Genomic DNA, 12199 nt, shown 5'->3' on the forward strand with positions numbered 1-12199 from the left:
CGGCCGGTCAGCGCTCGACCGGCGTGACGGGCGAGGAGCCGATCGTGCGGCCGTCCGCGTCGAGCGCGTCGACCCTCACGAAGGCGGCACCCTGCGCGTCGGGCAGCTTGACGGCGGTGTCGAAGCCGTCCCATTCCACGGTGTCGACCTCGCGCAGGCCGTCCTCGGACGGGCCGGCCGCCAGCCGCCAGCGGGCGACGCCGGTGGCGCCGTTCCAGACCGCGTGGACCTGACCGCCGTCGAAGCGCGCCTGCGGCGGCGCGTCCGGCCGCCCGTGCCACTCGTGCCGGTAGACCCGGTAGGTGCTCCACAGGGGCCCCTCGGGCATCTCGGCGTCGAACAGCAGCTCGCCCTCCGGGGAGAACTCCGAGATCCGTCCCGCGGCTCCCCAGCCGACCAGCGTGTTGCCGTTCGGCAGCCCGTACGCGCCGCCCTCCACCGGGCACGACAGGTGCTCGGGGTGGGTGATCTGCCTGACGTGCGTCGCGACGCCGTTCCCGGGGTCGACGCGGATCCACACCACCCGCGACTCGTACCCGAGCATGCCGATGTTGGCCCCGTTGTCGAAGATCCGGTGGACGTTCCCGCCGACGGGCTGCGCGTCGTGCGGCCAGTTGAACCGCACCCCCACGCCGAGCGCGAACGTGCTGGCGCCGCTGCCGAGCTTCCAGCGCACCTCACCCGTCCGCCGGTCGACCTTGTACACCGCCTGGGAGCTGCGGGCGGTGATCACCAGGTCGCCGTCGTCGTCCACGCCGACGGCGTTGACGTGCAGGTGGTCCCAGGGCCCGTCCCCGGCCAGCGCCACGGGCAGGTCGCTCTCGCCGAGCGGGATGTGCTCCAGGCCGCTCCAGTGCAGCAGCACCTCGCCGGTCGCCACGTCGATCTCCTCGACGACGCTGTCGATCGCCGTGCCGTCCGCGGAACCGCCGACCGGCGTCAGGTCCCACGGCCTGTTCTGGTAGCCGACGACCAGCGCGGTGCCGCGGTCGGTCAGCAGGAACTCGTGCAGGTCGGCCGGGCGGTCGCCGCCGAGCCGGACCGAGGCGATCACCCGGTAGGAGGTGTCGGCGACGTAGCAGGTGCCCATGCCGACGCCGGTGCTGGTCGCCTCTCCCTGCCACCAGGTCAGCACCGGCCGCCCCTGGTAGCGCTGCACGCGCAGGTTGGTGGCGTACTCCCCCTCCGGCAGCGGGAGGTACCAGACCACCCGCCCCCGGTCGTCGGTGATCTGGAGGCCGTGCGGGGCGCCGGGCTCCATGATGGACTGCGGCGACATGAACAGGTGGCCGGGGGCCACCCCGTCGCGCAGGGTCGTCACGTTGATCCGCCGGATGTCCGCGTAGTCCGGCATGGCCGTGGTCGCGGGTTCACTGGTCTCGCCCATGGTGTCCTCTCGCTGCGGCGGCGTCCGGGCAGGGCCGCCCGGACGGGCAGGCGCGGCTCACGCTATGCACGCCCGCCCGGCCCGCCCAGCGCCGATCGGGCGCACCTTCGAGGGGACGGGACGGCGCGGCGCGTCCGGGCGGACGGTCGGTCCGGCGGTCAGTCCGGGCGGACGGGGGACGGCGGCGCGGCGCCCCAGGCTGGCTCCTCGCGCGACGTCCGCCTGCGCCGGTCCTGGGCGCGCGTGAACGCCACCGCGGCGAGCACCGCGAGCACCCCGGCGGTGTTCATGGCGGCGATCGTCGCGTACAGCGGGACCGGGCCGCCGGCGTCCCGGCCCGCCAGCGCGCCGATGCCGACCGACCCGGCGACGTACACCGCCGACGCGGCGAGCGCCAGGCGGGCGCCGCCGGTCTGCTCCAGCGCCATGAGCGCGGTGAGCACCAGCCCGAGGACCACGAAGCTCGGGCCCACGATCGCGACGTAGCGCGCGGTCTCGCCCGCGATCCGCGCGTTCTCGGCGGTCAGGTGGCCGACGGCGCCGCGCAGCAGCCACAGCACGGGGACGATCACGGCGTACACGGCCAGCGTCATGCGCAGCGCGGCGCCGAGCACGGCGGCGACCTGCTCCCGGCCGGACGCCCCCAGGCTCTGGTTCATCACGATGGCCGCCGCGGAGCCGAGCACGACGGCCGGCATGATGACGAGGTTCTGGACCGTCGTCGCGGTCGCGAAGCCGGCGATGACGTCCGGGCCGAACGGCTTGAGCATCATCACGAACGCGAAGTTCATGCCGAACATCACGATGTTGGTGAGGCTGACCGGCACGCCGGTCCGCAGCAGGTAGCCGAGGACCTCCGGCCGCCAGCCCCACTCCCTCAGCAGCCCCGTCCGGGCGAGCACCACCATGCCGAACGCCCCGGCGGTGAGGCCGTTGAGGGCCGTCGCCAGCGGCAGCGCCGCGATGTCCAGCCCGCAGCCGAAGCCCAGCACCGCGAGCCCCGCGACCTCCACCGCGCTGCCCACCAGCATGATCAGCGCCGCGGGCCCGGCGCGCCCCGCGCCGCGCAGCGCGGACGCGCACAGCACCGGCCACGCCAGCGTCAGGTTGGCGAGCGACATCCACCGCAGGAACCGCACGAACAGGTCCGCGCCCCGCGCGTCCGCGCCGAGGACGTCCGCCAGGGCGGGCGCCGCCAGGCTCAGCCCGATCCCGAGCGCGAGCCCCGTGCCGAGCCAGACCAGGGCCACGCTCATCGTCGTCGCCCCCACGTCCCGCTCGCCGCGCCCCGTCCGCAGCGCCGTGATCGTCTGGTTGGTGACGTCGAACGCGACCTGCACCCCGAAGAACAGGAACGCCAGCGGGAAGTACAGCGAGCGGACGCGGATGGCCTCGTCGCCCATCCAGCCCAGGATGGCGACGATCACGATCGGCACCATGATGGCGAGCAGCTGCGCGGCCGCCATGGGCACCGCGAGGCGGGCGATCCGCCGCCGGTGCGCACCCCGTACCGCCTGCGGCGGCCGCGCCGTCTGCGCGGTCACGGGCGGGCCGGGTAGGTCAGGCCGAACCCGTAGGGGAAGAGCGGGTCCTGGCCGTCGCCGTGGGTGATGGGCAGCTGGTCGGCGCTGCGCATCCAGGTGACGGGCAGCCGCCCGGTCGCGGCGGCGGCGCCGAACAGCACGTCGGCGACGCCCCGGCCCTCGGTGCCGGGGAGCCAGCAGGCGACCAGCGCGTCCCAGCCGGGCAGCTCGGCCGCGATGTCCAGGGGGCGCCCGCTCACCAGCAGCACCACGACGGGGACCCCGGCGGCGCGCAGCCTCGCGATGGTGTCCAGGTCCACGGGGTCCAGCCCCATCCCGGCCGGGCGGTCGCCCTCGTCCTCGGCGTACGGCTCCTCCCCCACGACCGCGACGGCGACCTTGCAGGAGGGGCCGGCGCCGTGGCCGTCCGGGTGGTACCGGACGGTGGTCCCGGGGCCCGCGGCGGCGCGGATGCCGTCCAGGATCGTGGTCCCCGCGGTGACGGGCCCGGGCTCGCCCTGCCAGCTGACGGTCCACCCGCCGCACTGCATCCCGATGTCGTGGGCGCTGCGCCCGGCGACGAAGATCTCGTCGATGCCGGGGGCGAGCGGGAGCAGGCCCCCCTCGTTCTTGAGGACCACCAGGGAGGCGGCCACGGCCCGGCGGGCGAGGGCGCGGTGCTCGGGGCCGCCGATCCGCCCGGTGTAGGCGCGGTCGGTCAGCGGGTGCTCGAACAGGCCCTGCTCGAACTTCTTGGTCAGGATGCGCCGGTTGGCGTCGTCGATCCGCGCCGCCGGCACCCGTCCGGCCAGCACCTCGGCGCGCAGCGTCTCGATGAACCGCCGCCACTCCTCGGGGACCATCACCATGTCGATGCCCGCGTTGACCGCCGCCCGGACCTCGGCCGGGCCGAACGCGTCCGCCTCGTAGATCATGTCGAGGCCGTTCCAGTCGGACACGACGATGCCGGAGAAGCCGAGCTCCTCCTTGAGCACCTCGGTGACGAGGTACCGGTGGCCGTGCAGGCGCAGCCCGTTCCACGAGCTGTGGGAGATCATGACCGACCCGACGCCGCGCTCCAGGGCGGCGAGGAACGGCGGCAGGTGCAGCGCCCGCAGCTCCTCCTCGGCGAGCCGCGTGTCGCCCTGGTCGTCGCCGTCCTTGGTGCCGCCGTCCCCGACGAAGTGCTTCGCGGTGGCCATGACCGAGGGCCGGGGGCCGACGCGCGGGCCCTGGAGCCCGCCGATGAACGACGTCATGGCGGTGGGCAGCTCGGGCAGCTCGCCGAACGACTCGTAGGTGCGTCCCCAGCGCGGGTTGCGGACGACCCCGAGGCACGGCGCGAAGTTCCAGGTGATGCCGGTGCCCGACACCTCCTCGGCCACCGCGGCGCCGATGTCGCGGACCAGCGCGGGGTCGCGGGTCGCGCCGAGCCCGATGTTGTGCGGGAAGAGCGTCGCGCCGACCACGTTGCCGTGCCCGTGCACCGCGTCGACGCCGTACAGGATCGGGATGCCGAGCGGGGTGGCCAGGGCGGCGCGCTGGAAGTCGTCGTACATGTCGGCCCAGGTGACGGGGTCGTTCGGCGAGGGCACCGACCCGCCGCCCGACAGCACCGACCCGAGCCGGTGGGCGGTGACGTCCTCCGGGGCGGCCTCCAGGCGCTCCGCCTGGGTCATCTGGCCGATCTTGTCGTCCAGGCTCATGCGGGCGAGCAGGTCCTCGACGCGGGCCGCGACCGGCGCCCGGGGGTCGCGGTACAACGGGGCGTCCGTCTCGTCATGGGGTACGGATCCGGCGGTGTTCTCTATGGCGTCCACAAGACACCGAGGCTGTACGGGGCGGCGGCGGTTGAGGAGCCTCCAACGGTTCCTCCTCTTGTCCTGCCCCATCGGGCAGCCCGGGGCGGCGCGGCGCGAACGAGGGACGCGACGGCGCGCGGGACGAGCGACCGGCTGTGTTGCACAGTCCCGGCCCACTTCGCTCGCCTGGCGGCTCGCTACGTGACCGAGCCTGGGCGAACGCGGCATCGCTTCGCGATCTGCCCGGTGCAGCTCGCCTCCGGCTTCGCCGCACCGGGCAGTTCACGCGTTCGCGCGCCTGGCCGAGGCCACTTCGAGACAGGCCAGCTAGATCGCTGTGCGGTCCACCGCCAGCCGGTCGAGGACGATCTCCGCGATCCGCTCCCGGTGGTCGTCGAGGAAGAAGTGCCCGCCGGGGAGGACGAACTCGGCGCCGCCGCCGCAGCCGTGCTCCCGCCAGGCCAGCGCGTCCTCGACCGGGGTCATCGGGTCGGCGTCGCCCGCCAGCACCACGATCGGGCAGGCGAGCGGCGGGCCGGGCTCATAGCGGTAGGTGTCGATCGCCTGGTAGTCGCCGCGCACCACGGGCATGATCATCCGGACGAACGCGGGGCTGTCCAGCAGCCGCGCGTCCGTCCCGCCGAGGCGGGCCATGTCGTCCAGCAGCTCGCGGTCGCCCATGGGGTGCGTGCGCTCCTGGCGGCTGCGCGCCGGGGAGCGGCGCCCCGACACGAACAGGACCGGGGGCGGCGCGGCGAGCCGCCGCGCCACCTCGAAGGCCACGATCGCCCCCATGCTGTGGCCGAAGAACGCCGCCGGCGGCAGCCCGGCCACCTCGGCCGCGAGCCGGCCGGCCAGCTCCGCGAGGTCCACCGCCACCGGCTCCCGGCGGCGGTCCTGCCGTCCGGGGTACTGGACGACGGTGACGTCGGCCGCCGGGCTGAGCGTCTCGGAGAGACCGTGGTAGGCGCTCGCGGACGCGCCCGCGTAGGGGAAGCACAGCAGCCGCGGCGCCCCCTCGTCCGCCGGGTGGAACCGGCGGAACCACCCGGCCTCTCCCCCAAGCGCTCCGGGCATCGCTCAGGACGCCGGGACGGCGTCGGGGCCGCCGGCGGCGTGCTCGCGCAGCAGCGACTCGAAGCCGTCGCGGTCGTTGGAGCGGGGGAACGGCTCGTCCGGCACCGCGACGCCGAGGAAGTCGCACAGCGGCTCCCAGCCCTGGGCGACCTCGAAGACCAGCAGCCGGTCCGGGTCCACCTCGCGGCGCACCGCCTCGTTGTGCTCGGCGAAGACGCGCCGCGCGTGGTCGGGGTCGGTGAACCGCCCGCCGAACTGGCCGTCCCACACGACCTCCCGCGACATCGCCCGCATCTGGGCGAGGACGGGCGTCGCGGGAGGCGTGGGGTCCATGGCGGCGCGGTGGATGGTCGACGCGGCGCTGTCGTACCAGCGCTGGGAGTCCCGGACGGTAAGGATGACCTTCGCCTTCGGGTAGAACTCCGTCAGCTCCCGCCAGAACCGGGTGCCCGGCCAGTCGACGCTGGACCGGTACCCGCGGTAGACCTCGTCCCAGTCGGTGGGGCCGCCCTGGGCGGCGCGCCGCCACAGCGGGATCTCCTCCGGGCGCTCCAGCATTCCGAGCATGTGGTGGCACGGGCCGAAGCCGAGCGTCTCCAGCGCGGCCCTGAGGGAGAAGGTGCCGGTGCGGCCGAACCCGGCGCCGATGACTTCGAGCATGAGGGGCTCCTTCGGTGGTCGTTGCTGTACTGGTCTGGTTCTCGGGTCCGCCGCGTCCGGGCGGACGGTCAGGCGCCGCGCAGCAGGACGCTCCAGACGGTGGCGCCGGGGCCGAACGCCATCACGACGCCGTACTCCCCGGGCCCGAGCGGCCGGGCGTCCATGAGGCGCCCGAGGACGGCCAGGACGGCCGGCGCCGCGGTGTTGCCGTACTCGCGCATCACCGCGCGCGACTCCGCGACCGACTCCTCCGGGAGCTCCAGCTCCTCGGAGACGCGGTCGATGATGCGCCGGCCGCCCGGGTGCACGGCCCACCAGGTGACGTCGCCGCGCGTGAGGCCGTTGCGGGCCAGGAGCGCGTCGGTGGGGGCGGCCACGGCGGCGGCGGTGACGTCCGGCATCGTCGGGGCGAGCCGGATGTCCATGCCGGAGTCGCCGACGTGGACCTGGAGGTCCCCGGCGTACCGCGGCACCGACACCAGCCCGGAGTCGAGGACGTCCAGGCCCGCGGTCCCCTCCCGGCCGGGACGCATCACCACGGCGGCGGCGCCGTCGCCGAACAGGGTGAGCACGACCGCCTGCTCCTTGTCGTAGGGCGGCGGCTGGAGGTGCGGGGAGAACAGGTCCACGCACAGCGCCACCGCGGGCCTGCCGTGCACCTCGACCCAGGTCCGGCAGGCGGCCAGCGTGGGGGCCGCCGCGTAGCAGCCCATGGGGCCGAGTGAGAGGAACTCGGTGTCCGGCCCCATGCCGAGCTCGTGGACCAGGGTCTCCAGGCCGGGGGCGGAGTGCGCGGTGGTGGTCGTCGTGATCAGCAGGCCCACGTCGTCGGGGCGCAGCCCGGCGCGTTCCAGGGCGCGGCCGATCGCCTCCCGCCCGAGGGCGCGCGCCTCGGTGAGGCCGCGCCGCATCCGGCGGGCGGTGCTCCAGGCGCGCGGGTCCTCGACGAGCGGGTTGACCGCCATGCCCTTGGTCTCGATGGCGGAGTTGCGGACGATGTCGCCGACCGCGCCGCCGCCCTCGTCGTCCCGCAGGAACGTGGCCAGCTCGTCCATCTTGAGCTGGGGCGGCGCGGCGAAGGCGACGTGGGTGATCCTGGCTGGCGGCATCGCGGACGGCCTTCCTGGTGCGGTGCGTTCGGTGGGGTGGCGGGCGGGTCAGGAGACCGGGTCGATCTCGTCGAGGCGGAGGTCGCGCTCGGCGAAGACGACGAGCAGGCGCTCGATGGCGTCCAGGAAGGAGCGGATCCGCGCGGGCGAGACGTGCGCGGTGTCGGCGAAGAGGCTGAGGCGGATCGCCTCCGGGTCCTCCAGCACCTCGAACGCCTCCAGGAAGAACGCCACGGTCGCGCGGTCGACCTTCTCGTTCCACTCGAAGGTGGACTCGGCGGGCGGCCTGTCCGGGTCCGCGGCCGGACGCCCGGCGCAGACGGGGGTCCACATGTCGTTGAAGCACACGTCGAGGACGGTGGCCGACGCGTCCCTGATCGCGGCGACCGGCGCGGGGTCGTAGCGGGCGTTGCGCTGCGCGTGCAGGGAGGCGGTGCGGGCCGCCGCCACGACCTCCTGGAGGGTGCCCGCGCGCAGGTCGACGACGAGCGGCGTCTCCTGGCTGAGGGTGGTCACCATGCGGCGCAGCTCGGGTCGGCCCCGGTTGCCCGACGGCATCCGCATCGCGCATCGGTCCAGGCCGGTGTGCCTGCCGATGAGCGCCGCGGTCAGGGCGAGCAGCACGTTCGAGGTGCCGGCCCCGCAGCGGTCCGCGGCGCGGCGCAGGGCCCGCGCGGCGGTCTGCGAGCAGAGGTCGCCGCGCCAGTAGCGCGCCTCCTCCGCCGTCCTGGACGGGACGGGGAACATGGCGGGCGGTGCGGAGTCCAGGACGGTGCGCCAATGGTCGAGCGCGCGTTCCAGGACGCGCCGCCCCGCCGCCGACCGCTCCTCCTCCGCCAGGTCGAGAGGCTGCGCCGCCCCGCCCTCGGGCTCGCGGCCCTCCAGCAGGTCGACGAGCTCCCCGTACACGACCCGCGTGCCGAGGAAGTCCGAGGCCATGTGCGACATCCCGAACATCACCATCACCGGCTCGTCGCCGACCGTGCCGATCCTGACGCGCAGCGGCAGCCCGTCCACCAGGTCGTAGGGGGTGTCCTGCATCTGCGGCCACCAGCCGCCGACGATCGCGAACAGGTTCTGCTCCGGGTCGACGGCGGCGACCTCCGCCTCCAGCACGCCCGCGCGCAGCACCTCCTGCTCCGGCTCGGCGGCGCCGTCCGGCCCCGGCCGGAAGCGGGTCCGCAGCGACTCGTGCCGCTCGACCAGCCGGCCGAACGCCTCCAGCACCTGGTCGGTCTTGAGGCCGGGCGGCAGCGGGCCGCCGCCGAGCACGTTGGCGAACGAGGGGAGGCCGGCCATGCTGAGCCGCGCCTCGGCCCACATGTCGAGCTGGCCCCAGGTGAACGGGCCCGTCCCGCCGCGCGCGCCGCGGAACGGGACCCGGTGAACGGTGATCTCGGTCATCTACGATCCTTCGTGTCCGGTGCGGAGCGCCGCCCGGAGCTCGGCGGCGTAGTGCTCGCCGATCCGGGTCGGCAGGTTCCGGTGCGGGCTGAGGAAGTGCGGGACCAGGTCGGCCCGGTGCCAGCGCCAGCCGCGCGGCCCCCGGTGGGGACGGGTCGAGGCGGGCAGCGTCCGCGCCGCGTCCCCGTCCGGGGGCTCGCCGGGGGCGTCGATCCACCGCTCCGAGTCGTCCACCACGGCCAATGCCTCCGCCGGGGGCGTCGCGGGCGAGAGCGCGTCCCAGAGGACGGCGCGGGTCTGGAACAGCGCCTCGCGCAGTTCGGGGAACCGCTCCGCCGTCCGGACGATGGGCAGGACGGCACGCGCGGTCACCGCCTCGCAGGCGAGCATCGCCAGCCGCGGTCCGCGCGGCGTCGCCTCCGTCCCGTCCGGCGCGAACGGCGGCGTCCAGTGCCGCTCCCCCGGGCGGGTGCCGCACGACCGGCAGGCCACCAGCCGGACCGCGACGAGCGTGCCCGTCCCGTCGGTGGGGACGAACGGCGCGGGCCGCAGCTGGGCGGCGGCCTCGCGGCGGGCCATCGCGGCCGCCCGCTCCCTCAGCTCATCGGCCATCGCGGCCTCCCGGGTGTGCGAGGCCGTGCCGCACGGCGGCGACCCCGAGCGCGACGAGGACGTCCCGGCCGGTGCCGCCGAGCAGCGCCCGGTCCGGACCGGCCAGGCCCGAGTCGACCCACGACCCGATGGCGTGGCGGGTGAACGGCCCGCCGCCGGGCGGGACCGGAGGGTGGCCGGCGGCGTCGGCGCCGAGGAGATGCCCCGCGGCCCACACCTCGGTGGCCACCGGCACGAGCGCGTCGGGCAGCCCACCGAGGTGCGGCGCGGCGGCGTCCAGCACCGCGCGGGGGTCCACGCCGACCAGCGAGCACGCGTCGTACCAGTGCCAGGCGAACTTGTGCTCGACCGGGTCGCGGTCGACCATGCGGATGCCGCACCGCGACTCCAGCAGCTCGACCGTGTACGGCCCCGGGTCGGCGGCGGTCCGTCCCGTCCAGTGGGCGGCGGGCGTCCGCTCGCCGGGGGCGAAGACGGTCGCGCGCAGCTCGCCCTGGTGACCGACGATCGTCTCGTCCACGCCGTGGTCCACCAGGTGGGGCACGGTCGCGACGACGGGGATCCCCTGCTTGCGGCAGAAGATGACGACCATCTCGTCGTCGTCCTGCACGTCGTCGGGGATCTCCGCCAGGTAGGCGGCCAGGTCCCGGGCGCGGTCCACGGGCAGGACGAAACCCTGGCACGGGGTCCACTCGGTCAGGGAGAGCGGGGCGTAGGAGGCGCCCGCGACAGCCGCGCGCCGCACCAGGTAGGAGTTCTGCGGGCTGTTCCAGTGGGAGTAGAAGGAGACGCCGTCCTCCGGGTGCCGGGCGACCGCCTCGCTCACCTGCTCGGCGAACCCGGGGGCGAGGGCGATGTCGTCCTGGAGCACCATGTGGTGCGTGACGCCGTCCTGGATCTGCGCCCAGGCGCGCTTGGCGGTGCGCAGCGGGCTCGGCGCGCCGTCCGGGTCCGGGTCGCGGACCGGCACGGCGTCCAGCGGGGCGCACGCCCGGACCAGCGGCGGGATGCGGTCGGCCCGGCGCGGGTGGTACATGATCGAGACGCCGACCTTGATCATGACGCCTCCGCGTTCGCCGTGACGGCCGAGGCCCCGAGGACCCGGCCCGAGGCGTCGAGCGCCTCGGCCTTCAGGTAGCGCGGCGCCGTGCCCGCCCGCGAGGGCGGGCGTACCGCGGTGTCGAGCCCGTTCCATCCGGCCTGGGCGTAGGGCCTCAGGTCGTCCCGCGCGTCTCCGGCGAGGATCCGCCAGCGGGCGACGCCGGTCGCGCCGTTCCAGACCGCGTGGACGGAGCCGTCCCGCATGCCCACGGTGGGCGGGTCGGCGGGGCGGCCCTTCCACTGCTGGCGGTAGAGCCGGTAGGAGGTCCAGCCGTGGGGCAGCGTCGCGTCGAAGAGCAGGGCCCCGCGGCGCGAGAACTCCGAGACGCGTCCCGCCGCGCCCCAGCTCACGGAGGTGTTGCCGTTCGGGAGGTCCTGTGCGCTGCCCTCGTGCGTCGACGAGACGTGCGCGGGATGGGTGAGCTGCCGGACGAGCCGGGTCGTCCCGCGGGCCGGGTCGACGCGGATCCAGGCGACCCGCGACTCGTACCCCTCCAGGAGCTGGTTGGCCCCGTTGTCGAACACCTTGACGGTGCCGCGGCCCGCGGGGGTCGCGTCGTGCTGCCAGCTGAACCGCACGCCGGCCCCGAGCGGGAAGCTGGTGCGGCGGCCGCCGAGCCGCCAGATGATCCGGCCGGTGCGGCGGTCCACCTTGAACACCGTCGACAGATGCCGGCCCGAGATCAGCAGGTCGCCGTCGGTGTCCTCGCTCACGGAGTTGACGTGGAAGTAGTCGAAGGGCTGCTCGCCGTACATGAAGACGGGGGCGTCGCTGTCGGCGGGGGACACGTGCGCGAGGGCGCTCCAGCTCAGCAGCGTCCGGCCGGTGGCGATGTCGATCTCCTCGACGACGCTGTCCTCCACCTTGCCGTCCTTGGACCCGCCGAGGGACGACAGGTCCGCCGGAACGGTCCGGTAGCCGGTGACCAGCGCGGTGCCGCGCGAGGTGATGCGGAACTCGTGCAGGTCGGCCGGGGCCGTCGTGCCCCGCACCGTGGCGATGACGCGGTAGTTCTCGTCGGCGATGTAGCCGGTGCCGATCCCGCCCCCGCGGGTGGTCACCGTGCCCTGCCACCAGGTCAGCACGTCGCGGCCCCGGTAGCGCTGCACCCGCAGGTCGGTGGCGAACTGCCCGTCCGGCACCGGGTGGAACCACACCGGCCGCCCGTGCTCGTCGAGGATCTCCGGGCCGTGCGGCCCCTTGGCGGCGGGCGCCCGGGGGTGGGCCTGCGCCTGCGCCAGGGCCTGCGCCTGCGCCGGGCTCCGCGCCGGGGCCTGCCCGCCGCTCCCGTCCGTGGGCGGGCCGGAGGGCTGGGGGGTGGTGAACAGCAGGCCGGGCGCGGTGCCCGGCCTGAGCGTTCGGACGTCGAAGCGGGGTGCCGCCGAACCGTCGCCCACCGGGGCGCTCACCGGCGCGGAGGGGCCGCCCGGCCGCGTCCCGGCCGGCTGCGCCCCACCGAGGACGATCAGCAGGCTCAGCCCGCCGGCGGCGGCGGACGAGCCCAGGTCGATACGGATCACGCG

10 protein-coding genes are annotated in these 12199 nt (G+C 75.3%); all 10 read right to left on the bottom strand.

What is annotated here, in order from left to right; all coding sequences use genetic code 11:
- Nucleotides 1–7: 7 nt before the first annotated feature.
- A complete protein-coding gene (locus tag AB0C84_RS30840; RefSeq protein WP_361073411.1) occupies nucleotides 8–1387 on the bottom strand; it encodes an arylsulfotransferase family protein in 1380 nt (459 codons plus the stop codon).
- Nucleotides 1388–1545: 158 nt separating this feature from the next.
- A complete protein-coding gene (locus AB0C84_RS30845; RefSeq protein WP_361073414.1) occupies nucleotides 1546–2931 on the bottom strand; it encodes an MATE family efflux transporter in 1386 nt (461 codons plus the stop codon).
- Nucleotides 2928–4730 (bottom strand): glycoside hydrolase family 3 protein, encoded by a 1803-nt coding sequence (locus AB0C84_RS30850; protein ID WP_361073417.1) that lies wholly within the window; start codon nucleotides 4728–4730, stop codon nucleotides 2928–2930. The genes AB0C84_RS30845 and AB0C84_RS30850 overlap by 4 nt, the downstream gene beginning before the upstream one ends.
- A 309-nt stretch (nucleotides 4731–5039) precedes the next feature.
- Complete coding sequence (locus AB0C84_RS30855) at nucleotides 5040–5789, bottom strand: alpha/beta fold hydrolase (RefSeq protein WP_361073420.1); 750 nt, start codon at nucleotides 5787–5789, stop codon at nucleotides 5040–5042.
- A gap of 3 nt (nucleotides 5790–5792) precedes the next feature.
- Nucleotides 5793–6449, bottom strand: a complete 657-nt coding sequence (locus AB0C84_RS30860; RefSeq protein ID WP_258942257.1) for a sulfotransferase family protein — start codon at nucleotides 6447–6449, stop codon at nucleotides 5793–5795.
- A gap of 68 nt (nucleotides 6450–6517) precedes the next feature.
- On the bottom strand, nucleotides 6518–7558 hold the full coding sequence (locus AB0C84_RS30865; RefSeq protein ID WP_361073423.1) for a 3-oxoacyl-[acyl-carrier-protein] synthase III C-terminal domain-containing protein: 1041 nt from the start codon (nucleotides 7556–7558) through the stop codon (nucleotides 6518–6520).
- A 48-nt stretch (nucleotides 7559–7606) separates the two neighbouring features.
- A complete protein-coding gene (locus tag AB0C84_RS30870) occupies nucleotides 7607–8962 on the bottom strand; it encodes a condensation domain-containing protein (protein ID WP_361073426.1) in 1356 nt (451 codons plus the stop codon).
- On the bottom strand, nucleotides 8963–9574 hold the full coding sequence (locus tag AB0C84_RS30875) for a hypothetical protein (protein WP_361073429.1): 612 nt from the start codon (nucleotides 9572–9574) through the stop codon (nucleotides 8963–8965).
- The gene (locus tag AB0C84_RS30880; protein ID WP_361073432.1) at nucleotides 9564–10634 is read right to left on the bottom strand and encodes a hypothetical protein; all 1071 of its coding nucleotides are present in this window, start codon (nucleotides 10632–10634) and stop codon (nucleotides 9564–9566) included. The genes AB0C84_RS30875 and AB0C84_RS30880 overlap by 11 nt, the downstream gene beginning before the upstream one ends.
- Nucleotides 10631–12196, bottom strand: coding sequence for an arylsulfotransferase family protein (locus tag AB0C84_RS30885; RefSeq protein ID WP_361073435.1), 1566 nt, complete (start codon nucleotides 12194–12196; stop codon nucleotides 10631–10633). Before AB0C84_RS30885 ends, AB0C84_RS30880 begins: the two co-directional genes overlap by 4 nt.
- Nucleotides 12197–12199: the final 3 nt, after the last annotated feature.

Source organism: Actinomadura sp. NPDC048955, from assembly GCF_040649435.1.
Lineage (GTDB): Bacteria > Actinomycetota > Actinomycetes > Streptosporangiales > Streptosporangiaceae > Spirillospora > Spirillospora luteofluorescens.

What these genes read in the sequence shown, in the direction of transcription:
- AB0C84_RS30865 (WP_361073423.1), bottom strand. Translation starts at nt 7,558, where the DNA reads ATGCCGCCAGCCAGGATCACCCACGTCGCCTTCGCCGCGCCGCCCCAG.
- AB0C84_RS30855 (WP_361073420.1), bottom strand. Translation starts at nt 5,789, where the DNA reads ATGCCCGGAGCGCTTGGGGGAGAGGCCGGGTGGTTCCGCCGGTTCCAC.
- AB0C84_RS30870 (WP_361073426.1), bottom strand. Translation starts at nt 8,962, where the DNA reads ATGACCGAGATCACCGTTCACCGGGTCCCGTTCCGCGGCGCGCGCGGC.
- AB0C84_RS30880 (WP_361073432.1), bottom strand. Translation starts at nt 10,634, where the DNA reads ATGATCAAGGTCGGCGTCTCGATCATGTACCACCCGCGCCGGGCCGAC.
- AB0C84_RS30840 (WP_361073411.1), bottom strand. Translation starts at nt 1,387, where the DNA reads ATGGGCGAGACCAGTGAACCCGCGACCACGGCCATGCCGGACTACGCG.
- AB0C84_RS30860 (WP_258942257.1), bottom strand. Translation starts at nt 6,449, where the DNA reads ATGCTCGAAGTCATCGGCGCCGGGTTCGGCCGCACCGGCACCTTCTCC.
- AB0C84_RS30875 (WP_361073429.1), bottom strand. Translation starts at nt 9,574, where the DNA reads ATGGCCGATGAGCTGAGGGAGCGGGCGGCCGCGATGGCCCGCCGCGAG.